At 72.7% G+C, this 25,863-nt stretch carries 24 protein-coding genes; 13 read left to right on the top strand and 11 right to left on the bottom strand.

The features are described 5' to 3' along the window. Positions 1–31: 31 nt before the first annotated feature. The 3 genes from AF1_RS20665 to AF1_RS20655 all read right to left on the bottom strand — a co-directional run bounded on the left by AF1_RS20665 (position 32) and on the right by AF1_RS20655 (position 2,557). Complete coding sequence (locus AF1_RS20665) at positions 32–811, bottom strand: DeoR/GlpR family DNA-binding transcription regulator (RefSeq protein ID WP_084263166.1); 780 nt, start codon at positions 809–811, stop codon at positions 32–34. 95 nt (positions 812–906) lie between these two features. Continuing rightward, positions 907–1,695, bottom strand: coding sequence for an SAM-dependent methyltransferase (locus AF1_RS20660; protein ID WP_067801637.1), 789 nt, complete (start codon positions 1,693–1,695; stop codon positions 907–909). 67 nt (positions 1,696–1,762) lie between these two features. Further along, positions 1,763–2,557 (bottom strand): SAM-dependent methyltransferase, encoded by a 795-nt coding sequence (locus tag AF1_RS20655; RefSeq protein WP_131732615.1) that lies wholly within the window; start codon positions 2,555–2,557, stop codon positions 1,763–1,765. A 122-nt stretch (positions 2,558–2,679) separates the two neighbouring features. On the opposite strand from AF1_RS20655, the gene AF1_RS20650 reads away from it, so the two are divergent. From AF1_RS20650 to glgX, 4 genes are all read left to right on the top strand, one after another. Further along, positions 2,680–3,510, top strand: coding sequence for a hypothetical protein (locus tag AF1_RS20650; protein ID WP_131732614.1), 831 nt, complete (start codon positions 2,680–2,682; stop codon positions 3,508–3,510). Between the two features lie 52 nt (positions 3,511–3,562). Then, the gene (locus tag AF1_RS20645; protein WP_067801626.1) at positions 3,563–4,135 is read left to right on the top strand and encodes a DUF4262 domain-containing protein; all 573 of its coding nucleotides are present in this window, start codon (positions 3,563–3,565) and stop codon (positions 4,133–4,135) included. 27 nt (positions 4,136–4,162) lie between these two features. Next, positions 4,163–4,744: a GNAT family N-acetyltransferase gene (locus AF1_RS20640; protein WP_067801622.1), complete on the top strand. Its 582-nt coding sequence runs from the start codon at positions 4,163–4,165 to the stop codon at positions 4,742–4,744. Between the two features lie 87 nt (positions 4,745–4,831). Then, the gene (gene glgX / locus AF1_RS20635; RefSeq protein ID WP_067801615.1) at positions 4,832–6,925 is read left to right on the top strand and encodes a glycogen debranching protein GlgX; all 2,094 of its coding nucleotides are present in this window, start codon (positions 4,832–4,834) and stop codon (positions 6,923–6,925) included. Between the two features lie 7 nt (positions 6,926–6,932). Here the strand turns inward: glgX and AF1_RS20630 are convergent, their stop codons facing one another. Beyond that, complete coding sequence (locus AF1_RS20630) at positions 6,933–7,334, bottom strand: hypothetical protein (RefSeq protein ID WP_131732613.1); 402 nt, start codon at positions 7,332–7,334, stop codon at positions 6,933–6,935. 146 nt (positions 7,335–7,480) lie between these two features. Between AF1_RS20630 and AF1_RS20625 the strand changes: the two genes are divergently transcribed. Continuing rightward, positions 7,481–8,200: a pyrimidine reductase family protein gene (locus AF1_RS20625; RefSeq protein ID WP_067801610.1), complete on the top strand. Its 720-nt coding sequence runs from the start codon at positions 7,481–7,483 to the stop codon at positions 8,198–8,200. Here AF1_RS20625 and AF1_RS20620 read toward each other — a convergent pair. Next, complete coding sequence (locus AF1_RS20620) at positions 8,182–8,880, bottom strand: dihydrofolate reductase family protein (RefSeq protein WP_067801607.1); 699 nt, start codon at positions 8,878–8,880, stop codon at positions 8,182–8,184. The genes AF1_RS20625 and AF1_RS20620 overlap by 19 nt on opposite strands. 64 nt (positions 8,881–8,944) lie before the next feature. Between AF1_RS20620 and AF1_RS20615 the strand changes: the two genes are divergently transcribed. Together AF1_RS20615 and AF1_RS20610 are read left to right on the top strand one after the other, a co-directional pair. Then, entirely contained in the window at positions 8,945–10,036 is a 1,092-nt protein-coding gene (locus AF1_RS20615; RefSeq protein WP_067801604.1) for an ATP-dependent DNA ligase, read from the top strand. A gap of 196 nt (positions 10,037–10,232) precedes the next feature. Beyond that, positions 10,233–12,596 carry a HelD family protein gene (locus AF1_RS20610; protein ID WP_084263165.1) on the top strand — a complete coding sequence of 788 codons (2,364 nt, stop codon included), beginning with the start codon at positions 10,233–10,235 and terminating at the stop codon, positions 12,594–12,596. Here the strand turns inward: AF1_RS20610 and AF1_RS20605 are convergent. Further along, entirely contained in the window at positions 12,579–13,274 is a 696-nt protein-coding gene (locus AF1_RS20605; RefSeq protein WP_067801601.1) for a FadR/GntR family transcriptional regulator, read from the bottom strand. The genes AF1_RS20610 and AF1_RS20605 overlap by 18 nt on opposite strands. Positions 13,275–13,469: 195 nt before the next feature. On the opposite strand from AF1_RS20605, the gene leuA reads away from it, so the two are divergent. Next, positions 13,470–15,221, top strand: a complete 1,752-nt coding sequence (gene leuA / locus AF1_RS20600) for a 2-isopropylmalate synthase (protein ID WP_067801598.1) — start codon at positions 13,470–13,472, stop codon at positions 15,219–15,221. On the opposite strand, the gene AF1_RS20595 is transcribed toward leuA, so the two are convergent. Further along, positions 15,218–15,409, bottom strand: a complete 192-nt coding sequence (locus AF1_RS20595) for a DUF4236 domain-containing protein (protein WP_067801595.1) — start codon at positions 15,407–15,409, stop codon at positions 15,218–15,220. The genes leuA and AF1_RS20595 overlap by 4 nt on opposite strands. A 252-nt stretch (positions 15,410–15,661) precedes the next feature. Here AF1_RS20595 and AF1_RS20590 point away from each other — a divergent pair, with 252 nt between their 5' ends. Next, positions 15,662–17,596 (top strand): Xaa-Pro dipeptidyl-peptidase, encoded by a 1,935-nt coding sequence (locus tag AF1_RS20590; RefSeq protein ID WP_174548874.1) that lies wholly within the window; start codon positions 15,662–15,664, stop codon positions 17,594–17,596. Between the two features lie 81 nt (positions 17,597–17,677). Here AF1_RS20590 and AF1_RS20585 read toward each other — a convergent pair whose 3' ends face one another. After that, positions 17,678–18,763 (bottom strand): DNA polymerase domain-containing protein, encoded by a 1,086-nt coding sequence (locus AF1_RS20585; RefSeq protein ID WP_067801655.1) that lies wholly within the window; start codon positions 18,761–18,763, stop codon positions 17,678–17,680. A gap of 64 nt (positions 18,764–18,827) precedes the next feature. Between AF1_RS20585 and msrB the strand changes: the two genes are divergently transcribed. Beyond that, the gene (msrB, locus tag AF1_RS20580) at positions 18,828–19,229 is read left to right on the top strand and encodes a peptide-methionine (R)-S-oxide reductase MsrB (RefSeq protein ID WP_067801592.1); all 402 of its coding nucleotides are present in this window, start codon (positions 18,828–18,830) and stop codon (positions 19,227–19,229) included. A 118-nt stretch (positions 19,230–19,347) separates the two neighbouring features. Here msrB and hemQ read toward each other — a convergent pair whose 3' ends face one another. Continuing rightward, positions 19,348–20,046, bottom strand: a complete 699-nt coding sequence (gene hemQ, locus AF1_RS20575; protein WP_067801589.1) for a hydrogen peroxide-dependent heme synthase — start codon at positions 20,044–20,046, stop codon at positions 19,348–19,350. After that, complete coding sequence (hemG, locus tag AF1_RS20570) at positions 20,003–21,475, bottom strand: protoporphyrinogen oxidase (protein ID WP_067801586.1); 1,473 nt, start codon at positions 21,473–21,475, stop codon at positions 20,003–20,005. Before hemG ends, hemQ begins: the two co-directional genes overlap by 44 nt. A gap of 165 nt (positions 21,476–21,640) precedes the next feature. Here hemG and AF1_RS20565 point away from each other — a divergent pair, with 165 nt between their 5' ends. Continuing rightward, entirely contained in the window at positions 21,641–22,588 is a 948-nt protein-coding gene (locus AF1_RS20565) for a DUF4349 domain-containing protein (RefSeq protein WP_084263163.1), read from the top strand. Positions 22,589–22,610: 22 nt separating this feature from the next. On the opposite strand, the gene hemE is transcribed toward AF1_RS20565, so the two are convergent. Next, positions 22,611–23,630 carry a uroporphyrinogen decarboxylase gene (gene hemE, locus AF1_RS20560; RefSeq protein ID WP_217999835.1) on the bottom strand — a complete coding sequence of 340 codons (1,020 nt, stop codon included), beginning with the start codon at positions 23,628–23,630 and terminating at the stop codon, positions 22,611–22,613. A gap of 534 nt (positions 23,631–24,164) precedes the next feature. Between hemE and AF1_RS20555 the strand changes: the two genes are divergently transcribed. Together AF1_RS20555 and AF1_RS20550 are read left to right on the top strand one after the other, a co-directional pair. Beyond that, positions 24,165–24,731, top strand: coding sequence for a DUF3000 domain-containing protein (locus AF1_RS20555; RefSeq protein WP_067801577.1), 567 nt, complete (start codon positions 24,165–24,167; stop codon positions 24,729–24,731). 19 nt (positions 24,732–24,750) lie between these two features. Continuing rightward, on the top strand, positions 24,751–25,863 hold a 1,113-nt coding region (locus AF1_RS20550; RefSeq protein WP_255218823.1), incomplete at its 3' end, for a ribonuclease D.

Below are 25,863 nucleotides of genomic sequence, written 5' to 3'. Positions count from 1 at the left end.
GTTCGTCGATGACAGAACTTGATCGCTTCTCTCAGGTAGCGACCCGGACCTCGACCCCCGCGCTCGCCAGCCCGGCCAGTTCCGTCTCCGGCGCCCCCGCGTCCGTCACCAGGTAGGAGATCTCGTCGGCGGGGACCGTCTGGAACATCGTGTCCACGCCCACCTTCGTGTGGTCCACGAGCGCGACCACCTCCCGGGCGGCCTGCGCCAGCGCGCGGTCGACGCCTGCGACCAGCATGTTCGGCGTGGACAGGCCGCGCTCCGCGGTGAGGCCGTTCCCGGAGATGAAGGCCCGGCGGACCCGCAGGCCGGCCAGCATCTGCTCGGCGGCCCCGCCGACCAGGGCATGAATCGCGCCGCGCAGCGAGCCGCCCGTCATCACCACCTCGACGCCGCGCGCCTCGGCGAGCACCTGGGCGACGAGCAGCGAGTTGGTGACGACGGTGAGCGCGCCGAAGCCGGCCAGTTCCCGGGCCAGCTCCCGGGTGGTCGTCCCCGCGCCGATCACGATGGCGTCGCCCTCGTCGACCAGGTCCGCCGCGAGCCGCGCGATCGCCGCCTTCTCCGCGGCCGCGACGCCGGCCTTCTGCCGGTAGGTCGGCTCCCGGGACAGCCCGCCCGGCGCCATCGCGCCGCCGTGCCGGCGGTCGAGCAGCCCCTCCGCCTCCAGGGCCCGGATGTCGCGGCGCACCGTCGCCTCGGACGCCTCCAGCGAGGACGCGAGGTCGCGCAGGGAGACCGCGCCGGTCGCGCGGACCATCTCCAGCAGCCGCTGCCGCCGCTCGGCCGCGAACCCCGGACGACGTGGCATACGGGCCCTTCCCGAAACGATCCGGCGTTACCGAGGACACCTCTTCGCCGAGGGCGCCGCCTGGCGAGGGCACCTCGATGATGCCAGATCGGGGGTCAGGGTTTGCGGGCCACGGCGCCGTAGGCGTCGATGGGGACCGGAGCGGTGTCGGGACGCCACTCGCTGATCGGGACGAGGCCCGGCTCGACCATCTCCAGGCCCTCGAAGCAGCGGGCGAGCTGCTCGGGGCCGCGCAGGACGTACGGGACGCCGCCGCTCTCCACGAGCTTCTCCGCGCCCTCGACGACCTCGGCGCCGGTGTCGGTGCCGTCCCACAGCACGAGGTGGCTGCCGGACGGCGTCGCGTCCATCACCCGCCCGACGATGCCGCGGACCACGGCCAGGTCGGGCTCGTATCCGAGCACGCCCATGAACATGACCGCCACGGGCTTGCCGAAGTCGAGCATCTCGCGGGCGCCGTCGAGGATGCGGTCGGGGTCGTGGTAGTCGGCGTGGACGTACGTGGTGGCCCCCTCGCCGGTGACGCTGCCCATCAGGGCACGGGCGTGCACGAGGACGAGGGGGTCGTTGTCGACGTACACGATCCGCGACTCGGGCGCGATGCTCTGCGCGACCTCGTGGGTGTTCTGCATCGTGGGGAGCCCGGTCCCGATGTCGATGAACTGGCGGATGCCGCACTCGCCCGCCAGGTGGCCCACCGCGCGGACCAGGAACCGGCGGGACAGCCGCGCCATGGTCACGATCTGCGGATACACCTCGGCCACCGCGTCGCCGGCGGCACGGTCGGACGCATAGTTGTCCTTGCCGCCCATCCAGTAGTTCCAGATCCGCGCGGCGTGCGGAACCTCGGAATCGATGGCGGCGGGGTCGACGGAATCGGCCATGGGGTCCCTTTCGGTCACGGCGTGCGAACTGCTTGAGGAGGGCGGGCGTGCGGCGGGCGCGGCACGGTCAGGGCTTGCGGGCGACCCCGCAGAGGGTGGAGGTGCGGGGCGTCTCGCCGAACGGGCTCGGCTCGGGACGCCACTTCTCGCATGCCACCACGCCGGGCTCGACCAGTTCGAAGCCGTCAAAGTAGCCGATGATCTGCTCCGGGCGGCGCAGCCGGTACGGGACGGCGCCGGTGTCGTCGTACCCCTGCTGCGCCTTGTTGTGGGCCTCGTCGGCATCGGTGTCGTCGTAGAGCACGAGGTGGCTGCCGGACGGCAGGCCCCCCATCAGCGTCCTGATGATGTGCAGGATCTCGTCGTAGGAGTCGATGTGCCCGAGGACGCCCATCAGCATCAGGGCGACCGGCCGGTCGAGGTCGAGCCTGTCGCGGGCGATCCGGAGAATCCGCTCGGGGTCCCGCATGTCCGCCTCGATGTAGCTGGTCTCGCCCTCGGGGCGGCTCGTGAGAAGGGCGTGCGCGTGGGAGAGGACGAGCGGGTCGTTGTCGACGTACACGATGCGTGTTTCGGGCGCGACGCGCTGTGCCACCTCGTGGGTGTTGTCGACGGTGGGCAGCCCGGTGCCGACGTCGAGGAACTGGCGGACGCCCACCTCCCCGGCCAGGTACCGGACGGCGCGGGCCAGGAAGTGCCGGCCGGTCCGCGCGATGTCGATGATCCCCGGATAGACGCTGACATACTGGTCACCGGCCTCGCGGTCGACGGGGTAGTTGTCCTTGCCGCCGAGCCAGTAGTTCCATATCCGGGCGGAGTGCGGAACGGACGTGTCGATGACGTCGGCCGGCTCGTCAGCCATGGGCCTCTCCCTGCGGTGCTCCATCGGTGGTCGCGCATAAAATAAACCATTCTTCTGGCGCTGAGAACAATGACCGATGAAGTGAGGCCGGAGTGTGTTTTGGGCGGCTTGCCGCGGGCGCGGTGACACTGATCGCGCTCGCCGTGCTCGCCGGCTGCGGCGGCGGAACGCCGGTTCGGGAACAGCGGGCCCGGATCGAGGTCGCCGTCCTCCACGACGGAGGCGCCCACGTCGATCTGTACGCGGTGGGCCGGCTCGGGTCGGACGCCGAAGTACGGGCCCTCGCCGGAGACATCGCCCGAGAAATGTTCCCCGGTGCCACAAATATCCGTATTCGAATGAGAAAGGCGCGCGGCGTCCCGTTCGCTCGGGCGGAGATGGAACACGTCTATCGGACAGGCCGAAAAGTGTCACTGCGGATCGACATGTCCGGCGCGCTGCGGCGCCTCACCGCGCGGGGCTTCCAGAACACCGCCATGAAGCTGAGCGTCCCACCGGTCCCGGCCACGGTTCGGGCGGGCGGAGAGCCGTCCGGGCCGCGGGGCTGGCGGCTGCGCGAGGGTGCCCCGGCGCCGGTCGTGGCGGTCGAGATGAGACCGCGGCCGGTCCGCTGGTGCGGGGCGATGGCGCTGCCCGTGCTCGGCGCCCTCGGGGTCGCACTCGGGTTCTTCGCGCGGCGCCGCGTCCTGGCCCTTCCGGCGGCCGGGCTCGCGGTCGTCACCGCGCTCCTCGCGGTCGTCCTCCCGGCGGGCCGGCAGGGCGCCAACCTCGGCGTCGCGGGCCTCCTGCACGGGACGGCGCTGGAGGTCGCGGCCGTCGCGCCGCTGGTGGCCGTCCCGCTCGGCCTGCCCGCCGGGATGCTGCTGGCGGCGGTCCTGGTCCGGGGGCTCACGGGCCCGGCGACCGGCGGCACCCCCGAGACACGGCCCCGGGACACCGGCGTCTTCTGGTGATCCGGAGAGGGACGGCGCTCGCCGAGGGTCGATTGATCGTAAACTGAGGGTCATGTCCGGCGACCGCCCCCCGTGCACCTGCGTGATCTGTCGTGGCCACGGCGACCGCGACCGTCTGGACAACTTCCAGCTCCGCACCATCGTGCACGTCACCCAGTACGGGTGGAGCGTCGTCCTCGTGCAGCCGGACGAGGACGGGCCCGGCTGGGCGTACACGATCGGCCTCTGGCACAGCCACCGGGCGCCCGAACTGGCGCTGTTCGGCGGCGATGTGTACGAGACCGAAGAGGTCCTCAACAGGCTCGGCCGGCAGACCGCCGAGGGGAACGGCCCGGCGGACGGCGAACGCCGCGACGGCGTCGTCCGCGGGCAGCAGGCCGCGTTCCGGGAAGCCGACCCGCGCTGGCACGACGGGCTGTTCGCCGGCGTCCTCGCGTTCTACCGGTGTCCCACGCCGCCGATCCTGCAGGTCGTCTGGCCCAACCGGGAGGGCCTGTTCCCCTGGCAGCCCGGCACCGACCTGCCGTTCCGGCGCACCCAGCCGTGGCTGTGGCTCGACCCGAAGCAGCACTCGGAGGGCGTCTGGACGCGCCGGCTCACCGCACGCGGCACCACGCGGCCCTGACCCGCCGGGCGGGCTTACGATCGGCGGGTGTACGGGCCGATCGCCGAGACCATCCGCACCCAGCGTCTCGTCCTGGAGCCGCTGGCGGTCCACCACGCGGACGAGATGGCCCCCGTCCTGGACGATCCGCGCCTGTACCGCTACATCGGCGGAGAGCCCCCCACCCTGGACGAGTTGCGCGCCCGCTACGCGCATCTGGTCGCGGGCCCGGCGCCGTTCCACCAGGAGTCCTGGCTGAACTGGATCGTCCGCCGCGTCCGGGACGGGCAGGCCATCGGCTACATGCGGGCGACGGTCGCACCCGCGGCGCCGGGCTTCACCGTGGCCCCCGTGTCCGCCGGGTCGACGGTCACGCCGGGCCCGCCGCGGCGGATCGCGTCGCTCACCTGGGTCATCGGCATGCCCTACCAGGGGTTCGGCTTCGCCACCGAGGCCGGCCGCGCCCTGCTGGACTGGCTTCGCGCGCACGGCGTGGAGAGCATCGTCGCGACCATCCATCCGGGCAACCGCGCGTCCGCCGCCGTCGCGGCCGGGATCGGCATGCGCGCCACCGCGCAGACCAGCGGTGACGAGATCGTCTGGCGGCTGCCGCCGGCGCCGCCCGCGTGACACTCTGCGGGCGGGTCGTGGCGCGCGAGCGGTGAGCGGGTACGCCACAATCAACGGGCCAGGACGAACCGGCCGGGAAGGAAGAGCATGCGGGAGGTGTGGCCCGGAGACCCCTATCCGCTGGGCGCCACCTGGGACGGCACGGGCACGAACTTCGCGCTGTTCTCCGAGGTGGCCCGGCGGGTCGAGCTGTGCCTGTTCGACGCCGACGGCCGCGAGACGCGGCACGGCCTGCCCGAGGTCGACGGGTTCGTCTGGCACGGCTACCTGCCCGGCGTCGGACCCGGGCAGCGCTACGGATACCGGGTGCACGGGCCGTTCAGCCCGGCCGACGGGCACCGCTGCAACCCGTCCAAGCTGCTGCTCGACCCGTACGGCAAGGCCATGGAGGGCGAGGTCCGCTGGCACGAGTCGCTGTTCTCCTACCGGTTCGACGACCCCGACGCGCTGAACGAGGACGACAGCGCCCCGTACATGCCGAAGAACGTCGTCACCAACCCGTTCTTCGACTGGGCCGACGACCGGCCGCCGCGCGTCCCCTACCACGAGAGCGTCATCTACGAGGCGCACGTGAAGGGCCTGACGAAGCTGCATCCCGGCATCCCGCAGGAGCAGCGCGGCACCTACGCGGGCCTCGCGCACCCGGTGATGATCGACCATCTGCTCGATCTCGGCGTGACGGCCGTGGAGCTCATGCCGGTGCACCAGTCGGTTCCCGAGCACGCGCTGGTCGCGCGGGGCCTCGACAACTACTGGGGCTACAACACGATCGGGTTCTTCGCGCCGCAGAACACCTACAGCTCGTCCGGCCAGTACGGGGAGCAGGTGCTGGAGTTCAAGGCGATGGTCCGCGCCCTGCACGAGGCGGGCATCGAGGTCATCCTGGACGTCGTCTACAACCACACCGCCGAAGGCGACCACCTGGGGCCCACCCTGTCGTTCCGCGGCATCGACAACGCCTCCTACTACCGGCTGCGGGACGACGACAAGCGCTACCACCTCGACTACACCGGCTGCGGCAACTCGCTGAACGTCCGCCACCCGCACGCGCTGCAGCTCATCATGGACTCGCTGCGCTACTGGATCCTGGAGATGCACGTCGACGGGTTCCGGTTCGACCTCGCCTCCGCGCTCGCCCGCGAGCTGCACGACGTCGACCGGCTCGCCGCGTTCTTCGACCTCGTCCAGCAGGACCCTGTCGTGTCCCAGGTGAAGCTCATCGCCGAACCGTGGGACGTCGGCGAAGGCGGCTACCAGGTGGGCAATTTCCCTCCCCTGTGGACGGAGTGGAACGGCAAGTACCGCGACACCGTCCGCGACTTCTGGCGCGGCTCCTACGCGACCATGCCGGAGTTCGCGTCCCGGCTGACCGGCTCGTCCGACCTGTACGAGCACAGCGCGCGCCGCCCGTTCGCGTCCATCAACTTCGTCACCTGCCACGACGGGTTCACGCTGACCGACCTGGTCTCCTACGACCACAAGCACAACGAGGCCAACGGCGAGAACAACCGGGACGGCACCGACGACAACCGCTCCTGGAACTGCGGCGTGGAAGGCCCTACCCGCGACCCCGCCGTCCTGGATCTGCGCGCCCGCCAGCGCCGCAATTTCCTGGCCACATTGTTTCTGTCGCAGGGCGTCCCCATGCTCTCCCAGGGGGACGAGCTGGGCCGCACCCAAAAGGGCAACAACAACGCCTACTGCCAGGACAACGAGATCTCCTGGGTCCACTGGGAGGACTCCGACGACATGGAGTTCGTCCGCCTCCTGTCCCGGCTGCGGCACGACCATCCGGTGTTCCGGCGCCGCCGCTTCTTCACCGGAACGGGCACCGGCGCCGCCGCCGACATCGCCTGGCTCACCCCGGCCGGCGACAGCATGACCGACCAGGACTGGAACGTCGGCTTCGCCAAGTCCCTCGGCGTCTTCCTCAACGGCGACGCCATCACCGAACCCGACCCGCGCGGCCGCCGCGTCCGCGACGACTCGTTCCTCCTGCTGATCAACGCCGGCTCCGAGCCCCTGGAGTTCACCCTCCCCGGCGCCGAATACGGCGAACGATGGGAGTTCACCCTCGACACCGCCGAACCCGGCGCGGTGGGCGAACGCCCCCGCCTCAAGGCCCGCGACACCATCCTGCTCACCGCCCGGGCCCTCCTCGTCCTCAGGCGGCTGCCCTGACGGCCGCCTAGGCGCGGGTCACCTCGATCGCGGTCAGGAAGACCAGGACGATCGTGGTCACCGCCACCGCGCCGTGAACGGCGACGGCGGTGCCGGGGAAGGTCTGCCCGGCGCCGCGGGCGTGGCGGCCGCCGTGGCCGACGAGCCAGCGGGTGAACAGCACGAAGCCCTGCAGGATGACGACCAGCAGGGCGGCGAACGCGACCCACGCGTAGCCGGGGTTCCGGGTGAGCAGGTAGGCCACCCAGACGGCGAGGCCGCCGAGGGCCGCGAGCGGATGCGCCACCACGACCAGGACGGGGAACCGCGTCACCTTCGTGGAGCGTCCGCCGTCCCGCATCCAGACGACCAGCAGAGGGCCGCCCGCGACGGCGGCCAGAATCCACGCGCCCAATGCCGCGAACTCCACCCCCGCTCCCTTCTGTGAGATTCTCATCCCGGTCCCGGGGGGCAAGTGTCACCCCCAGACACTCCCGCCATGACGGATTCGCACAGATTTGTGTACGTACCGTTATCGGAGGGGGGCGGCGCGGCGTGCAGTAGCTTGAGAGATCTATGCGGACTCTCTCTCCGGAGCCCGGCGAGGTCGATCTCGCCGAGCGGTACGCCTATCCGGCCGACACCACCTGGATGCGGGCCAACATGGTCGCCAGCCTGGACGGGGCCGCGCAGCGCGACGGGCGCAGCGGCGGTCTCGGCAACGCCGCCGACCGGCATCTGTTCCTGCTGCTGCGCGGGCTCGCCGACGTGGTCATCGTCGGGGCCGGGACGGTGCGGGCCGAGGGGTACGGGCCGGTCAGGCCCAGCGAGGGCTGGGACGGCGTCCGGGACGGCAGGCCGCCCGTACCGCCGATCGCGATCGCGTCCCGGACCCTCGACCTGGACTTCGACGCGCCGATCTTCACCGAGGCGCGGGTGCCGACGATCGTGCTGGCGACCGCGACCGCCGACCCGGTGCGGCTGAAGGCCGCACGGGAGCGCGCCGACGTCATCATCGCCGGGCGCGACTCGCTCGACTTCCCGGCCGCGGTGCGGGAACTCGCCGCCCGCGGCCACCGGCGCCTGCTGTGCGAGGGCGGTCCGGGTGTCCTCGCACAGGTGGTGGCGGCCGGGCTGCTGGACGAACTGTGCCTGACGCTGAGCCCGATACTGCTCGGCGGGCACCCCGCGCGGATCCTGAACGGGCCGCCGGTGCCCGTCCCGCCGGAGATGACGCTCGCTCACGCCCTGCAGGACGAGGATCTCCTCTTCCTGCGCTACACCCGCAGCCGGTAGCGGACGAACAGCACGCCCTCGTCGATGTAGAGGGCGGTGGGGTCGAGCGGCACCTCGGTGTCGAGGCCGTCCAGGAGGCGGGTGTGGTGCGCGCCTCCGAGGAGTGTCGGGGCGAGGTTGAGGCATAGTTCGTCGACGAGGGACGCGCGGATCAGCGCGGCCGCCAGAGTGGGGCCGCCTTCGCAGAGGAGATGTTCCCGGCCGAGGCCGCCGCGGAGCGTATCGATGGCGGCGGGCAGGTCGATGTCGTCTTCGCCTTCCGCGACCACCTGAATGTGGGCTGGGACGTTCTTCCGGCCGTTCTGGCACGTCACCACGATGGTGGGTGTCTCGGCCTCGGTGAACAGCGGCAGCGTCCAGTCGAGGTCGGCGGAACGGCTCACCACGACGATGGGGGCGGGCGGTCCGCCGCGGCGCGCGCGCAGGTCGGGACGTAGGCGGGCCGGTCCCAGGCGCCCTGTGCGGACCGTGCCGGCACCCACGAGGATGGCGTCGGCCAGCGCGCGCAGGGTCCGGAAGACGCGGAAGTCGGCGTCGCCTCCGAGGCCGTCCGTCCAGCCTTCGGCGTCGGTGACGGAACCGTCCACGCTCATGACCATGCCCAGCCGCAGTCCAGGCCGGTCGCCGTAGACCTCGTACGGGTCGACGCCGGCGGCGGGCTCGGGCAGGAGGCGGCGCATGACCCGCACGTTATCGGACCCCGGAGGCCGCTCTTTTGTCGGTGCCGGGGCGCAGGATGGGGGGATGGACCTGCCGATCAGCCCGCCGCTGCCGCCGATGCTGGCCAAGGCGGTCAAGACCATGCCCCGGGGCGACCTGCTGTACGAGCCGAAGTGGGACGGCTTCCGCTGCGTCGTCTTCCGCGACGGCGACGAGGTGGAGCTGTCCAGCCGCGGCGAGAGACCGCTCACCCGCTACTTCCCCGAGCTGGTCGAGGCGGTGAAACGCGAGCTGCCGGAGCGGTGCGTGATCGACGGCGAGATCGTGCTGCCGAACGGGACGCGCCTGGACTTCGACGCCCTCCAGCAGCGCATCCACCCGGCCGCGTCGCGGATCAAGCTGCTGTCGGAGCAGACCCCCGCGTCGTTCGTGGCGTTCGACCTGGTGGCCCTCGGGGACGAGTCGCTGATGGAGGTGCCGCTCGGCGAACGGCGGCGGCGGCTCGTAGAGACGCTGTCCCGGGTGAGGGCGCCGATTCACGTCACGCCCGCGTCCGACTCCTACGAGCTGGCGCTGCGCTGGTTCGACGAGTTCGAGGGCGCCGGGCTGGACGGCGTCATCGCCAAGCCGCTCGACGTCCCCTACGAGCCCGACAAGCGCGTCCTGTTCAAGGTCAAGCACGAGCGGACCGCCGACTGCGTGGTGGCGGGCTTCCGGTGGCACAAGTCCGGGCCCATCGTGGGGTCGCTCTTGCTCGGGCTCTACAACTCCGAGGGCAAGCTCCAGCACGTCGGGGTCGCGGCCTCGTTCACGATGAAGCGCCGCGCAGAGCTGGTCGAGGAGCTGCGGCCCTACCGGATGGAGGATCTCGCCGGCCACCCGTGGGCGGAGTGGGCGAACCAGACCGAGGCGACCGTCGACCGCATGCCCGGCGCCATCTCCCGCTGGACGGGCAAGAAGAACCTCAGCTGGGTGCCGCTGCGTCCGGAGCTGGTCGTGGAGGTCGCCTACGAGGCGATGGAGGGCGACCGCTTCCGGCACACGGCCAGGTTCCGGAACTGGCGTCCCGACCGGAGGCCGGAGTCCTGCACGTACGAGCAGCTGGAGGTTCCGGTCGCCTACGACCTGGACGACGTTCTCGGCGGCTCGGCCACGAGCGCCCGCGCCGACCGCTGAACGGGCCCGGCACCGGCCCCGTCCAGGGGGCGGTGCCGGGTCACGAGGATCAGGGGCGCGAGGGGGCCACCCGCCACAACGCAATAGTGGAACCACGCCGGAAGATCATGCGGCGCGGAGCGAGGAATGCTAGGCTGAAGGCTTGCGACTTGCGCAGAAAAAAGCCCAATCCTATAAATAGGAGTGTAGTCGAAGCATGGGACTCCGTCAAGCGGACGCTGTCAACCCCGATTGCGAGAAATCCGCGCCGCTGCGCACCGAGCAGGCATACGTGTCGCGCCTGTACGCGCGACTGGACGTCGAGCGCGCGAACGCCGAGGCGGCGCTGCGCGAAGGCCCCGCGGCGGGCGGCGGCGCCGCCTTCCAGGCGCGGGTGGAGAGCGCCGTCGCGACCGAAGAGGCGGCCCGCCGCCTCGCCCGGCTCGGCGGCGTCGAGCACGGCCTGTGCTTCGGCCGCATCGACCACCGCGCCGACGCGGACGGTCCCGGCGACACGTTCTACATCGGCCGCATCGGCCTCCGCGACGAGGACCACGAGCCCCTGCTGATCGACTGGCGCGCCGCGGCGGCCCGGCCGTTCTACACCGCCGCACCCGGCGCGCCCGGCACCCTCGCGCGCCGCCGCCACCTGCACCTGCGGCACCGCGAGGTCGTCCGGCTGGACGACGAGGTCTTCGACCTGGAGGGGCTGGAGGAGTCGGAGCGGCGCGGCATCGTCGGCGAGGCCGCCCTGCTCGCCACCCTGCGCCGCGGCCGGACCGGCCGGATGAGCGACGTGGTCGCGACCATCCAGGAAGAGCAGGATCAGGTCATCCGCTCGGGCCTGCACGGAGTGCTCGTCGTCCAGGGCGGTCCCGGCACCGGCAAGACGGTCGCGGCCCTGCACCGCGCCGCGTACCTGCTCTACACGCACCGGGACGTCCTCGAACGGCGCGGTGTGCTCGTCGTCGGCCCGAACGCGACGTTCCTCCGCTATATCGAGCAGGTTCTTCCCGGCCTGGGCGAGACCGACGTCGTCTTGGCCACGGTCGGCGAGCTCTACCCCGGCCTCAAGGCGACCGCGAGGGACACCCCGGCGGTCGCCGTCGTCAAGGGCGACCTCCGCATGGCCGACCTCGTGCAAGCGGCCGTCCACGACCGGCAGCGCGTGCCCGCCGATGGCCTCCACATCGACATCGACGGTCTCACCCTCGTCGTGGACGCCGACAAGTGCGAACAGATCCGCGACCGTGCCCGCGCCCTGCGTCTCCCCCACAACGTCCAACGGCGCCGCTTCGTCCACGACATGCTGGAGGCCCTCGCCATCAACAGGGCCGAGCAGTACGACCGCATCATGGACGAGCCTCTGGAGGAGATGGCGAAATCCGGCGGGCTCCCCGACTGGCTCCAGGAACTCATCGACGAGGCCGAAGAAGAACCCCTCCTGGACGAAACGGACCTCCGCCTGGCCAAGGAGGCCCTCTGGCAGGACCCGGCCGTCCACGAGGCCCTCAACGAACTCTGGCCTGAGCTGACCCCTCAACGGCTTCTGACCGACCTCTACGCCTCCCCCGACACCCTCGCCCGCCTCGGCGCGCGGGCCGTCCTTCCCGACTGCGCGCTCCTGCACCGTCCGGCCGGCTCCCCGTGGACGGTGTCGGACGTCCCCCTCCTGGACGAGGCGGCCGATCTCCTGGGCAAGGACGACTCCGCCGACAGGGCCCGCCGGCGCGCCGCCGACGCCGCCCGCGCCGCGGAAGAGCGCTACGCCCGCGAGGTCATGGAGACGACCGGCACCGCCGAGCGGATCTCCGCGAGCGAGCTGGTCGAACGCCACCTCGACGACGGCCCGTCCCTCACCACCGCGCAGCGGGCCCTGGCCGACCGTGAATGGGCCTACGGGCACGTGATCGTGGACGAGGCGCAGGAACTGTCGGAGATGGCCTGGCGGGCGGTGATGCGCCGCGTCCCCACCCGTTCCCTGACCGTCGTCGGCGACATCGCGCAGACCGGCAGCGCCGCCGGCGCCACCACCTGGGGCCAGATGCTCGACCGCTACGTCCCGGGCCGCTGGCGCGAGCAGCGCCTCCTCGTCAACTACCGCACCCCCGCCGCCATCATGCGGGTCGCCGCCGACGTCCTCGCCGCCGTCGACCCGGGCCAGACGCCGCCCGAGCCCGTCCGCGACGACGGCCCGCCGCCCCTCGCCCTCGCGCTGCCGCCCGGCGAACTGCCGGCGCTCGTCCGGTCCGAGCTGTCCCGCATCACCGGCGACGCCTCCACCGAGGGCCGGCTCGCCGTCATCACCTCCGGCGCCCGCCGCGCCGCCGTCCTGGACGCCCTCCCGGGCGCCGCCGCCGGCGCCACCCCGGAGGCCCTCGACTCCCAGGTGGTCGTCCTCACCGCCGAGGAGGCGAAGGGCCTGGAGTTCGACTCCGTCATCGTGGTCGACCCGGCCGGCATCGTGACGGAATCCCCCAAGGGCGGCCAGGACCTCTACGTGGCCCTGACAAGGGCCACCCGCCGCCTGACGGTCGCCCACGACAACGACCTGCCCCCGCTTCTAGCGTCCTTGAAGTAGGACGGCGAGGGTCTGGGTGAGCTCGGTCTTGATGGTGCGGCCGGCGGCGGAGGGGGCGCCGTCGCGGATGGCCTTGACCAGGGCGGCGTGGGCGGCGCGGCCGGGGGCGGCGTCGGACGTGCGGACGTCCACCAGGGTGACGAGGTCGAGGAGGCCGTCGCGCAGGACGGGGACGAACTCGGCGAACAGGTCGGCGAGGATCGGGTTGTGCGCGGCGGCCACGACGGCGGTGTGCAGGGCGATGTCGGCGTCGATGAACGCCTCGATGGCGGGGCCGGCGAACGCGTCGTCGCGGGCGGCGAGGGCCTTGTCGAGGGCGGCGAGGTCGGCGGCCGTGCGGCGCTCGGCCGCCAGCTCGGCGGCGCGGACCTCCAGCATCATGCGGATCTCGTAGACGTCGGCGACCGAGGCGCGGCGGAGCCGGGCGGTCCAGTCCTCGGCCGGCTCCGCCGCGATGACGAACACGCCGGCGCCCTGGCGGGCCTGGACGAGCCCGGCGCCGGCCAGGGCGCGCAGGGCCTCGCGGACGGTCGAGCGGCCCACGCCCAGTTCGCGGGCGAGGGTCGTCTCGCCGGGGAGTTTCGTCCCGACCGGCCACGAGCCGCCCGCGATCTGGTCGCGGAGCCGCTGGGCGGCCTGCTCGACGAGGGGGCTGGGGCGGAGCGGGCCGAGCGGCATCTGGGTTCCTCCGGAAGAGCGGGCCCCCAGGCTATCTTCTCTTCAGCTTGTCTGAGGAGCTGAGGTGTGGTTGGGTGGCCGTCATGGCGTGGCGGGTTCTTCTTCTCGGTCGCCGCGGCGGGACCTGATCCGGACCGGCACCCCGCCGCGGGGTCCGGTGCTGCCGGTCATCCGGCGATCGTGAGGACCACGCCCATGAACTTCCCGACTCTGCGCACCCCGTCCGGCCCGGTGGCCGGGCCCTTCTGGAATCCCCAGCGCGGCAGTTCCATGCCGTTCCACCGCTACCGGTCGATTCACGACCGGGTGCCGTCGCCCGTTCCCGAGGTCGAGCGGACCTGGCCGTCCCGGCGGATCGAGGATGCCCCGCTGTGGGTGCCGGTCGACCTGCGGGACGGCAACCAGGCGCTGGCCGAGCCCATGGACACCGCGCGCAAGAGCCGGATGTTCGGCCTCTTCGTCGCGATGGGGTTCAAGGAGATCGAGGTCGGCTACCCGTCGGCCAGCCGGACCGACTTCGACTTCGTCCGGCACCTCGCCGAGACGGGCCTGCCGGACGATGTGACGCCCGTGGTGTTCACGCCCGCGCGGCGCGAGCTGATCGAGCGGACGTTCGCGTCCATCGAGGGGCTGCCCAGGGCGGTCGTCCACCTGTACACGGCGACGGGCCCGGTGTGGCGGGACGTCGTGCTCGGGTCCGATCGCGAGGGGGTGCGGCGGCTGGTCCTGGACGGGGCGGCGGACGTGGCCCGGCTCGCCCGGCCGGGAGTGCGGTTCGAGTTCTCGCCCGAGACGTTCAACCTCACCGAGCCGGACTACGCGCTGGAGGTGTGCGACGCGGTCACCGGCCTGTGGGACGCCTCCCCCGACCGGCCGGTGATCCTGAACCTGCCGGCGACCGTCGAGATCGCCACGCCGAACGTGTACGCCGACCAGATCGAGTACATGCACCGGCACCTGGCCCGGCGGGACGCGGTGATCCTGTCGGTCCACCCGCACAACGACCGCGGGACGGGTGTCGCCTGCGCCGAACTGGCGATGCTGGCGGGGGCGCAGCGGGTCGAGGGATGCCTGTTCGGCAACGGCGAGCGGACGGGCAACGTCGACCTGGTCACCCTCGCGCTGAACCTGCACGCGCAGGGCGTCGACCCGCGGATCGACCTCTGCGACATCGACGAGATCCGGCGGACGGCCGAGCACTGCAACCGGCTGCCCGTCCACGAGCGGCATCCGTACGCCGGCGACCTGGTCTACACGGCGTTCTCCGGAACGCATCAGGACGCGATCGCCAAGGGGATGGCCCGCCACGCCCGGCGGGCGCGGGAGTCGGGCGTGCCGCCGGAGGAGCTGCCGTGGGACGTCCCGTATCTGCCGATCGATCCCGCCGACGTGGGGCGCGGCTACGAGGCGGTCGTCCGGGTCAACAGCCAGTCCGGCAAGGGCGGGATCTCCTACCTGCTGCGGACCGGGTACGGGCTGGAGCCGCCGCGCCGCCTGCAGATCGAGTTCTCCCGGGTCGTGCAGCGGGCGACGGACGACAGCGGCGGGGAGATCACGGCGGCCGGGCTGTGGGACCTGTTCCGCGCCGAGTACCTCAACCCCTCCGGGCCGGTCTCCGTGGCCGGCTGGCGGACGTCCCGCACCGGCCCGGCGCGGCACGACTTCACCGGCGTCATCCGCGTGGACGGCGACGAGCGCGAGCACACCGGCTCCGGCAACGGCCCGATCGACGCCCTCGCCGATGCCCTGTCGTCCGCCGGGATCAAGGTGGAGGTCCTGCAGTACGCGGAGCACTCCACCGAACCGGGCCCGGGCGCCGCGGCCGTCGCCTATGCCGAATGTCGTGTGGACGGCGTGACCCGCTGGGGCGCCGGGCGTGACACGTCCGTGCTCACCGCGTCGGTGGAGGCCGTCCTGTCGGCGGTGAACCGCGCGAAGAGCGGCTAGCGGCGCCGGTGCAGGGGGCGCCGCCAGGACAGGCCCGTCCCCGGGATGCGGAACGTCATCTCGCGGCGTCCGTCCGCCGAGCGGGTGTACCGGGCGCCGCGCGTTCCGACGCTGTGCCCGACGCCCTTCTTGGAGAAGTTGATCCGGAACGGTCCCATCCGAAGTGATTTCCGATAGCTCCAACCCATGGTGGCGGGGATGCCCGGCGGACGAGCCGGGCATCCCCGGCGCCGTTAAGAGACAGACCGATATCTCTGATACGGACAGACCGATGGGTGCAAGGGCAGGACGTGACCAAATCCCGCCCGAGTTCGTCATGCGCCGCCCTTTACCCGGCGCCCCCGGGCGAGGAGCGTGTGCCCCCGTAGAGATCACTTCTCAGCTCCCGGAGGTGCGGGTTGGCCAGGAGATCCCTGAGACGAACCCGGAGGACGACGACGGTGGCCGTGCTGACCGGCGCGGCGCTCGCCGCCACGGCGGGCGGCGCGACGGCACTCGCGCGGCCGTCCCCGAAGATCGTGGTGAAGGACGGCGTGACCCAGCCCGTCTTCTCCTACAAGGACGCGATCCGCGAGCACGTCTACGTCGAGTCGAGCGTGGACAGCGACCGGGACGGCAGGCGCGACCGCGTCAACGTGGACATCATCCGGCCGAAGGAGACCGAGCACGGCCTCAAGGTGCCGGTGATCATGGATGAGAGCCCGTACTACGACAACGCCGGCCGCGGCAACGAGAGCGAGCGCAAGACCTACGACGCCGACGGGAACCCGCTGAAGTTCCCCCTGTTCTACGACAACTACTTCGTCCCGCGCGGGTACGCGTTCCTCGCCGTGGACATGGTCGGGACGACCCGCTCGGACGGCTGCCCGGTCAGCGGCGGGCCGACCGACGTCCTCGGCGGCAAGGCCGTGGTGGACTGGCTCAACGGCCGGGCGACGGCCTACCGGCCGGACGGCACCCCGGTGAAGGCGACGTGGACGACCGGCCGCACCGGCATGATCGGCAAGTCCTACGACGGCACGCTCGCCAACGGCGTCGCCGCGACCGGCGTCGAAGGGCTGGAGACGATCGTCCCGGTCGCCGCGATCAGCAGCTGGTACGACTACAGCCGCATGAACGGCGTGAAGTACTGGACGGACGAGCAGCCGTGGCTCGCCGGCTACGTCGACACCGACCCGCCCGCCAAGTGCGCCGCCGTCAACGCCGACCTCGACAAGGGCGAGGACGACGCGACCGGAAACTACAACGCCTACTGGAAGACCGCCGACTACCGGGACGGCACCATCGCCCGCGCATCCCGCATCCGCGCGAGCGTCTTCGCCGCCCACGGCGTCAACGACCTCAACGTCAAGGACAACCATTTCGCCCTGTGGTGGGACGCGCTCGCGCGGCGCGGCGTGCAGCGCAAGGTGTGGCTGACGCAGCGCGGCCACGTCGACCCGTTCGACATCCGCCGGGACGCGTGGGTGGCCACCCTGCACCGCTGGTTCGACCACGAACTGCAGAAGATCCCGAACGGCATCATGCGGGAGCCGCGCGCCGACATCGAGATCGGCCCCGACCAGTGGATCACCCAGCGGGACTGGCCGTCCCTCGACGCACGCGACATCGTCCTGCGGCCCGGCGCCGGCGGCACCCTCGGCTTGAACCGCGCCGCGCCGGGGGCGACGGCGACCTTCACCGACGCGCCCGGCCCGGACGGCCAGGGCAACTCCGAGAGCGCGATGGTCGCCGACCCGACGGCGGCGCGGCCGTTCCGGGCCGCGTTCGTCTCCGGCCCCCTGCCGAGGACGGGGCGCCTGTCCGGCACCCCCGACGCCCGCCTGCGGATCACGCTGGACCGGCCCACGTCCAACCTCACCGCGCTGCTCGTCGACTACGGCGAGGACACGCGGGTGAACTACCTCGGCGCCGGCTCCGGCATCCGGACCCTCGGCACCGAGGACTGCCACGGTGAGAGCACGCCCGCCGACGACGCCTGCTACAAGCAGACCGAGGTCACGACGGTCACGTCCCCGGTGAACGTGGTCGCCCGCGGCTGGCTCGACGCCCAGAACGACCGGTCGCTGAGCCACCCGACGCCCCTGGAGCCGGGCCGCGCCTACACCGTCCGCTGGGAGACGCTCAGCCAGGAGCACCTGCTGAAGAAGGGGCACCGCCTGGCCCTCGTCCTCGCCGGCACGGACGCCGACTACAACACCGAGACCCCCACGGGCGCCCAGGTGACCCTCGACCTGCGGGGCACCTCGATCACCGTCCCGGTCGTCGGCACAGGGGACGGGGCGACCACCATGATCGCCCCGCCGCGCTCGGCCGCCGCCTGGCGAGGCCCGTCCAAGGTCTCCCTCCCCGTCCAGGAACGCGACCTCCACTGACCCACCCGCTGACCCACCCGGTGGCCCGCCGCCCGCCCCGGCGGCGGGCCACCGGCAACCGCACCCGGCCGCCGAGGGCGATCAGGTGTGGTTGCCGGTGTCCTTGCTGGGCTGGACCCGCTTGGGCTCGCCCGGCATCTTCGGATAGTTCGGCGGATAGGGCATGTCGCCGAGGCCGTGCTCCTTCTCGTCACGGTCGGCCATGTCGAGCAGGGGCTCCAGGGAGAAGGACGCGTCGTCGATGGACGCGTGGAGGTCGCCCAGTTCGGCGAAGCGGGCCGGCATCGTGGCGATGGTGAAGTCGCGGGGGTCGACGTCGGGCAGTTCGTCCCAGGTCACGGGGGCCGAGACGGGGGCGTGCGGGGCCGGGCGGACGCTGTAGGCCGAGGCGATCGTCCGGTCGCGTGCGTTCTGGTTGAAATCGATGAAGATCTGCTCCCCCCTCTCCTCCTTCCACCACTTCGTGGTGACCTCGGCGGGGGCGCGGCGCTCGACCTCGCGGGCGAAGGCCAGGGCGGCCCGGCGGACCTCGGTGAACGTCCAGCGGGGCTCGATGCGGACGTAGATGTGCACGCCCGCCTTGCCGGACGTCTTCACATAGCCGGTGCAGCCCAGCTCGGACAGCAGGTCGCGGACCGGGCCGAGCGCCACCCGGACGGCGTCGGCGAAGCCGGTGCCGGGCTGCGGGTCGAGGTCGATGCGCAGCTCGTCCGGGTGGTCGACGTCGCCCTCGCGGACGGGCCACGGGTGGAACGTCAGCGTGCCGAGATTCGCGGCCCAGGCGATCACCGCGGGCTCGGTCGGGCAGACCTCGTCGGCGGAACGCCCGCTGGGGAACACGATCCGCGCGGTCCGCACCCAGCCGGGCGCGCCCTTCGGGACGCGCTTCTGGTAGAACGCGTCGGACTTGCCGGCGCCCATGCCGGCCTGGCCGCGCGCGTAGTCCTCACGGGTGGCCATCCGGGCGCCCTCGAACACCCCGGCGGGCCAGCGCTCCAGGGTCGTCGGGCGGTCGCGGGTCGCGCGCAGGATGCCGTCCCCCACGGCCAGGTAGTACTCCACCAGCTGCCGCTTGGTGTAGCCGTGCTCCGGAAAGTAGACCTTGTCGGGATTGGTCACCTTGACGAGCCGATCCCCGACCGGGATCTCGATGAAGGGCGAGGCCATGACGGCACGGTAACCCACGGGCACGACAGTCCCCCGGGACGGCCGCGCCGGGTACCGTCGAGGGATGGAGAAGATCCGCAAGAGCGAGGAAGAGTGGCGGGCGCGGCTCAGCCCCGAGGAGTACCACGTGCTGCGCGAGGCGGGCACGGAGAAGCCCTTCACCGGCGAGTACACCGACACCAAGACCGTCGGGGTGTACCGGTGCCGCGCCTGCGGGACGGAACTGTTCCGGTCCGGCACCAAGTTCGAGAGCCACTGCGGCTGGCCGTCGTTCTACGAGCCGTCCGGCTCGGACGCGGTCACGCTGGTCGAGGACCGCTCGCTCGGCACGGTCCGCACGGAGGTGCGGTGCACGGCGTGCGACTCGCACCTCGGGCACGTCTTCCACGGGGAGGGCTACGACACCCCGACCGACGACCGCTACTGCATCAACTCGATCTCCCTGACCCTCGAACCCGCCGAGTAGGCGGCCCGCGGGCACCGGCGGGTCTCGCCGGCGAGGACGGCGTCGTCCGCGAGACCGCCCGGCGGGAGACTCCCCCGCGGCCGGCGCCCTGCCGCCGTTCCGCCCGTCCCCGGGCGGATCAGGCCAGGTTGGCGACCAGTTCGGCGACCGGCTTGCGGCGGCCGGTGTAGAACGGCACCTCCAGGCGGGTGTGCAGCCGCGCCCTCGCGCCGCGCAGGTGGCGCATCAGGTCGACGATGCGGTGCAGCTCGTCGGCCTCGAACGCGAGCATCCACTCGTAGTCGCCGAGCGCGAACGCCGACACGGTGTTGGCCCGGACGTCGGGGTATTCGCGCGCCATCTTGCCGTGCTCGGCGAGCATCGCGCGGCGCTCCTCGTCCGGCAGCAGGTACCACTCGTAGGACCGGACGAACGGGTACACGCACACGTAGTCGCGCGGCTCCTCGTCGGCGAGGAACGCGGGGATGTGGCTCTTGTTGAACTCGGCCGGGCGGTGCAGCGCCATCTGCGACCACACCGGCTCGCTCGCGCGGCCGAGCGCCGTCCGGCGGAACCGGGTGTAGATCTCCTGCAGGTCGTCGGGCGTGGACGCGTGCCACCAGAACATGTAGTCGGCGTCCGCGCGCAGCCCGGCGACGTCGTAGGAGCCGCGGGTGGTGACGTCCTTGCGGGCGGCCTGGTCGAGAAGGTCCTGGACCTCGGCGGCGTCCTGCTCGCCGACCGTCCCGGGCTTCGCGACCCGGAAGACCGACCACATCGTGTAGCGGATGACGTTATTGAGTTCGCGTGCCTTCGGCTTGCCCGCCGGCTCGGTCATGATCCACTCCTTCTCGACTGCGCAGATGGTCCAGCACCCGGTTCGCCGCCGCACGCGCCGAGGCGATGCACGCGGGGATGCCGAGGCCGTCGTAGGCGGCGCCGGCGACGGCCAGTCCCGGCGCGCCGGCGACCGCGGCCCGGATCTTGGCCACGCGGTCGGCGTGGCCCACGTTGTACTGCGGGAGACCGCCGCCCCACCGGGTCACCCGGCTCGCGGCGGGCAGCTCGGTGACGCCGCAGGTCGCGGCGAGTTCCGCCATGGCGGTGGCGGTCAGCTCCTCGTCGGCCCGCTGGAGCAGGTGCTCCTCGCCGAACCGCCCGATGGAGCAGCGCACCGCGATGACGCCGGGGTCGCGGTCGCGCAGGTGCGGCCACTTCACCGAGCTGAACGTGACGGCCTTGACCCCCCGGCCGCCGCGCTCGGGGTCGCATTCCACGGCCGGGACGAGGTAGCCGCTGGTCTTCGGCAGCCGCGGGAACGCGGTGGTCCGGTACACCAGCGTGATGATCGCCATGCTCGCGTACTCGATGCCGGCCAGTTCCCGGGCGGCGGCGGGGACGTCCGGCGTGAGCAGCCGGGACGCGGGGGCGGCCGGCAGCGCGAGCAGCACGGCGTCGGCGTCCAGGTACTCGGGGTCGCGGGCCGGGCCGACGGTGAGCCGCCAGCCGTCCTCGCGGCGGCGCAGCTCGCGGACCATCGCGCCGGTCCGGACCGTTCCGCCGGCGGCGGCGATGTCGGCGGCGACCAGGTGCGGGAGCGTGCCGAGCCCGTCCGGCAGGGTGGCGAACACCGGGCCGGGGTCCTTGGGCGCGGCGGCCCGGATGCCCTGGACGGCGTTGATCAGCGAGCGGTGGCCGCGCGCCGCGGCGGCGACGGCGGGCAGCGTCGACTCGAACGAGAGCCGCTCGACCCGTCCCGCGTACACGCCGCCGAGCAGCGGCTCCACCAGCCGGTCGACGACCTCGCGGCCGACCCTGGCGCCGATGTAGCCGGCGACGGACACGTCCCCGCCGCGCGGCGTCTCGGGCAGCACCAGGTCCAGCGGGACGCGCGCCAGCCCGGCCGGCGACAGCACCTGGGAGGCGGCGAGCGCGCGCAGGTCGGACGGGACGCCCATCACCTGCCCGGCGGGGAGCTTGCGGAGTGCGCCGCGGCTGAAAATCGCCGAGGCGGCGGTGCCGGGATTCACCAGGTCGGCGGTGCGGCCGAGGTCGCGCACCAGGTCCATGCCCTCGGGCCGGCGGGCGAGCATCGACTCGGCGCCCTCGTCCACCGGGATCCCTGCGATCTCGCTCACGCGCAGCTTGCCGCCGATCTGGGAGGAGCCTTCGAGCACGGTGACCCGAACGCCGCCCTGGGCGAGCACGCGGGCGGCGGCGAGGCCCGCGATACCGCCCCCGACGACGACGGCATGGGACGTGGTCATGCCCCCAGCCTTCCAGACGGAAGGCCGGATCGCGCATCGGGGCGGCCGGAGCGGCGAGCATCACACCGGACACCGGCCGGAACCGTGACCGGTGCGTGCCCGCACCGTGCCCGGACCGCGATTCGCCCGGCGGAACGGTGATCGGTCTCCCCTCGTCCAAGCCTCATGCGGATCGTCAGGAACGCCATATGCGCGCTGGTCGTCCTGTTGCTGGCCGGGGTGCTGGCGGCGTGCGGGGCAGGCAGTCATTCGTCCGGTTCGCCGGCGGCCGTGGACCGCGGCGGGGCGCCCGCACCGGCGGTGGCGAGCAGCCGCGGCGGGGAAGGCTCGGCGGGGAAGACCGCCAATGGAGCGCAGGCGCCGCCGCCCTCCGCAAGCGCGGTGATCCACACGGCTCGCCTGGGAGTCAGGGCGGGCGACGTGGAGGCGGCCGCGGCCAAGGCCAAGCAGATGGTCACGGCGGCCGGCGGCTACGTCGAACGGGAGTCGAGTTCCAGCGACCCGGCCCGCTCGGAGATCGCGTTGAAGATCCCCGCCGACCGCTACGCCGACGTGCTGAACCGGCTCGGCACGCAGCTCGGCACCAGGCTCTGGCTCTCCCAGGAGGCCGAGGACGTCACCGCCGAGGTCGCCGACGTGGACGCCCGGGTCCGGTCGGCGAAGGCCACGCTGGAGTCGTTCCGCAAGCTGCTCAACCGCGCGAACTCCGTCGGCGAGGTCATCGACATCGAGCGGGAGATCGCCCAGCGCGAGGCCGATCTGGAGGCGCTGCAGGCGCGGCAGAAGTCGCTCAAGCACCGCACCGAGTACGCGACCGTGACCGTGTCGCTGGTGAGCAAGTCCGCGCAGGCCGGGAACGACGAGCCTCGCGGCGGGTTCCTCGGCGGGCTCCAGAGCGGCTGGGACGCGTTCACCGCGTTCACCGGCGGCGTCGTCACCGTGCTCGGCTGGCTGCTGCCGTTCCTCGTCGCCGCCGCGATCGGGTTCCCGCTCCTGGCGTTCCGGCACCGGCTCCCCGGCCGGTCGCGCCGCAGGCCGAAGGCCGAGCCGGAGCCCGGACCGGAGCCCGCGCCCGAGAAGGCCGTCACCGGCTCGCAGCCTCCGCCCGCCTAGACCCGTTCCTGGAGCCCGTCCCCTACTGGAGCCTGTCCTCCGTGCTCGCCTCGTGGACGAGGTCCGCGAGGCGGGCCAGCACGTCCGGGTCCGTGGACGGCAGGACACCGTGGCCCAGGTTGAAGATGTGCCCCTCGGCGGTGCGGCCCCGGGCCAGGACGTCGCGGGCGCGGCGCTCCACGATCTCCCACGGCGCGAACAGGATCGCCGGGTCGAGGTTGCCCTGCAGGGCCTTGCCCGGCTCGACCCGGCTGACGGCCTCGTCCAGCGGGACCCGCCAGTCGACGCCGACGACGTCCGCGCCGGCCTCGCCCATCGGGCCGAGCAGCTCACCCGTCCCCACGCCGAAGTGGATGCGCGGCACCCCCAGCGGCTCCATCGCGGCGAAGATGCGGCGGGTGTGCGGCAGCACCGACTCGCGGTAGTCCACCGCGGCGACCGCGCCCACCCACGAGTCGAAGAGCTGCACGGCGCTCGCCCCGGCCGCCACCTGCACCTTCAGGAACGCGATGGTGAGGTCGGCAAGGCGGTCCAGGAGGCTCGCCCACAGCTCCGGCGCGCCGTACATCATCGCCTTGGTGCGCTCGTGGTTCTTGGAGGGGCCGCCCTCGATCAGGTACGAGGCGAGCGTGAACGGGCCGCCCGCGAAACCGATCAGCGGCGTCGTCCCCAGCTCACCGGCCAGGCCCTGGACGGCCTCGGTCACGTACGGGACGTCGTCCGGGACGAGGGGGCGCAGCGCGTCCAGGTCCGCCGCCGTGCGGATCGGATCGGCGATGACCGGCCCGACGCCCGGCTTGATGTCGAGGTCGACGCCGATGGCCTTGAGCGGCACCATGATGTCGCTGAAGAAGATCGCCGCGTCCACCGCGTACCGGCGCACCGGCTGCATCGTGATCTCCACGATCATGTCGGGGCGGGTGCACGACTCCAGCATCGGGACGCCCTCGCGGACCCGCAGGTACTCGGGCAGCGAGCGTCCGGCCTGCCGCATGAACCACACGGGCGTGTGCGGCACCGGCCGCCGGCGGCAGGCCAGCAGGAAGGGGCTCGCGGCAAGGGCGCCGCTCGCGGGCGTGTTCGCAGAGTCGTCGTTCGGGCGGGCAGCGTCAGCGGTCACTCTGTGATGGTCCCACGAAACGCAGGTGGGAACGCACGGGAAGCGACAGGTGAGACGGCATGAACTTCCGGACACGCCGAGCGAAGTCCCGCATTCTGTCACCGGCGCGTGCGAACGTGATGCGTGTCATAGCCGAGGGAGGTTCCCCCTTGTACTGCTCCACCTGCGGTGATGAACGCGCGTTCGAGCAGCCGCCGTGTCCGGACGGTCACGGTGCGCAGTGTCCGGAGCGGGCCTGCGCCGAGTGCGGCACGGCCGTCCTGGTCGGCCTCCCGCCCGCCACCGTGCGAGCCGTGGCCTGACCGGCCCGGCCCCCGAAACGAAACCACCTGTGCCGTGCCTGTGTCCCCTCCGCATCCGCCCGTCGCCGCACGCGGCGGCGCCCCGTCCCGGCCGCACCGCCCCGAGTCGTTCTCCCGCACCCAGCCACGTCCCCGCGATCAGGCCGGTCCTTCCATGAACCCACCCGCCTTCCAGCGGGCCGTCGACACGCTGCGCCGGTTCCTCGACGGTCCCGCCGTCCGGCCGGAACTCGACCTGGAGGACATGCCCGCCCCGCAGAGCCTCGCGCCCTACGCGGCCGCCATGTCCGGCAGCGTCTACCGCGACGACGACACCGAGGTCGCCACCGGCCGCCTCATCGTGCTGTACGACCCGGAGGGCAGATCCGGCTGGACGAACGGGTTCCGCATCGTCGCCTACATCCGCGCCGACCTGGAGCCCGACATCGCCGCCGACGAGCTGATCGGGTCCGTCGCGTGGGACTGGCTGCTGGAGGCGCTGGAGCCCGCCGGGTACGCGGGCGTGTCCGGTACTGTCACCCGGGCGGTGTCGGAGAGCTTCGGCGACAAGCGCGGCGAGCCGTCCACCACCGAGCTGGAACTGCGCGCCTCCTGGTCCCCGACGGGCGACGATCTCACCGGCCACGTCGCCGCCTGGTGCGAGATGATGTGCACCACGGCCGGGCTGCCCCCCTCCGGTGTCGCCGCGCTGCCGGATCGGCCGGGCGGCGCGGGCGGTTGAACCACGTACGGTAGGGGGCGTGAGCACAGCTTCCGAGACCGAGGCGGCGGGGGAGAACACGGAAACAGTGGGAATGCCCGAGACGCGCACCACCGGTCCCGAGGAGGGAACCGGTGCGGAGGAGACGGCCGCCGGCGGGCGGCCCGGAACCGTTCCCGAGCCGGGCGGAACGCTCCCGGGCCCGGCGGACGCGGAGGCCGGCACCGGTCCCCCGGCCGTCCCGCTGCTGGAGCCGCGCGAGGGCGTCCCCCCCGTGGTCGTCGACACCGCCGGGTTGGACCGTGTCATCGCGGCGTTCGCCGCGGGCGCCGGCCCGGTCGCGGTCGACGCCGAGCGCGCGTCCGGCTACCGGTACGGGCAGCGCGCCTACCTGATCCAGTTGCGCCGGGCGGGCGCCGGCACCGCGCTGATCGACCCGATCGCCTGCCCGGACCTGTCCGAGCTGGACGCCGCACTCGCCGACGCCGAGATGGTGCTGCACGCCGCCAACCAGGACCTGCCGTGCCTGTCGGAGGTCGGACTCGCCCCGCGGCGTCTGTTCGACACCGAACTGGCCGGGCGGCTGCTCGGCTATCCGCGGGTCGGGCTCGGCTCCATGGTCGAGAACGTGCTCGGCTTCCTGCTGGAGAAGGGGTACTCGGCGGCCGACTGGTCCACGCGCCCCCTCCCCGAGGACTGGCTCCGCTACGCCGCGCTGGACGTCGAGCTCCTCGTCGAGCTGCGCGACGCCCTGCTGGAGGAGCTGGAGACCGCGGGCAAGCTCGGGTGGGCGTTCGAGGAGTTCTCCGCGATCCTGACGACGCCGCCGAAGCCGCCGCGTCCCGACCCGTGGCGCCGCACCTCCGGGATCCACCGGGTGCGGAACCGGCGGGCGCTCGCCATCGTCCGCGAGATGTGGGAGACCCGCGACCGGATCGCCCGCGAGCGGGACCTGTCCCCCGGCCGGGTGCTGCAGGACGCGGCCATCATCGAGCTGGCACAGAAGGCCCCGAAGACCCCGGCCGACCTGCAGTCCCTGCCCACGATGCGGGGCCGCGGCGCCCGCCGGCACCAGTCGGCGTGGCTGCGTGCCGTCGCCCGCGCCCGCGAGCTGCCCGACCGGGCGCTGCCGGAGCCCAGCCTGCCCGGGGAC

The sequence above is a fragment of the Actinomadura formosensis NBRC 14204 genome (assembly GCF_001552155.1).
Lineage (GTDB): Bacteria > Actinomycetota > Actinomycetes > Streptosporangiales > Streptosporangiaceae > Spirillospora > Spirillospora formosensis.
This window is presented reverse-complemented; position numbering and strand designations above follow the sequence as displayed.

Bases quoted from the DNA above. Each gene is read 5' to 3' on its own strand.
- AF1_RS20665 (WP_084263166.1), bottom strand. From the start codon at position 811: ATGCCACGTCGTCCGGGGTTCGCGGCCGAGCGGCGGCAGCGGCTGCTG.
- AF1_RS20660 (WP_067801637.1), bottom strand. From the start codon at position 1,695: ATGGCCGATTCCGTCGACCCCGCCGCCATCGATTCCGAGGTTCCGCAC.
- AF1_RS20655 (WP_131732615.1), bottom strand. From the start codon at position 2,557: ATGGCTGACGAGCCGGCCGACGTCATCGACACGTCCGTTCCGCACTCC.
- AF1_RS20645 (WP_067801626.1), top strand. From the start codon at position 3,563: ATGTCCGGCGACCGCCCCCCGTGCACCTGCGTGATCTGTCGTGGCCAC.
- glgX (WP_067801615.1), top strand. From the start codon at position 4,832: ATGCGGGAGGTGTGGCCCGGAGACCCCTATCCGCTGGGCGCCACCTGG.
- AF1_RS20625 (WP_067801610.1), top strand. From the start codon at position 7,481: ATGCGGACTCTCTCTCCGGAGCCCGGCGAGGTCGATCTCGCCGAGCGG.
- AF1_RS20620 (WP_067801607.1), bottom strand. From the start codon at position 8,880: ATGCGCCGCCTCCTGCCCGAGCCCGCCGCCGGCGTCGACCCGTACGAG.
- AF1_RS20615 (WP_067801604.1), top strand. From the start codon at position 8,945: ATGGACCTGCCGATCAGCCCGCCGCTGCCGCCGATGCTGGCCAAGGCG.
- AF1_RS20610 (WP_084263165.1), top strand. From the start codon at position 10,233: ATGGGACTCCGTCAAGCGGACGCTGTCAACCCCGATTGCGAGAAATCC.
- AF1_RS20605 (WP_067801601.1), bottom strand. From the start codon at position 13,274: ATGCCGCTCGGCCCGCTCCGCCCCAGCCCCCTCGTCGAGCAGGCCGCC.
- leuA (WP_067801598.1), top strand. From the start codon at position 13,470: ATGAACTTCCCGACTCTGCGCACCCCGTCCGGCCCGGTGGCCGGGCCC.
- AF1_RS20595 (WP_067801595.1), bottom strand. From the start codon at position 15,409: ATGGGTTGGAGCTATCGGAAATCACTTCGGATGGGACCGTTCCGGATC.
- AF1_RS20585 (WP_067801655.1), bottom strand. From the start codon at position 18,763: ATGGCCTCGCCCTTCATCGAGATCCCGGTCGGGGATCGGCTCGTCAAG.
- msrB (WP_067801592.1), top strand. From the start codon at position 18,828: ATGGAGAAGATCCGCAAGAGCGAGGAAGAGTGGCGGGCGCGGCTCAGC.
- hemQ (WP_067801589.1), bottom strand. From the start codon at position 20,046: ATGACCGAGCCGGCGGGCAAGCCGAAGGCACGCGAACTCAATAACGTC.
- hemG (WP_067801586.1), bottom strand. From the start codon at position 21,475: ATGACCACGTCCCATGCCGTCGTCGTCGGGGGCGGTATCGCGGGCCTC.
- AF1_RS20565 (WP_084263163.1), top strand. From the start codon at position 21,641: ATGCGGATCGTCAGGAACGCCATATGCGCGCTGGTCGTCCTGTTGCTG.
- AF1_RS20555 (WP_067801577.1), top strand. From the start codon at position 24,165: ATGAACCCACCCGCCTTCCAGCGGGCCGTCGACACGCTGCGCCGGTTC.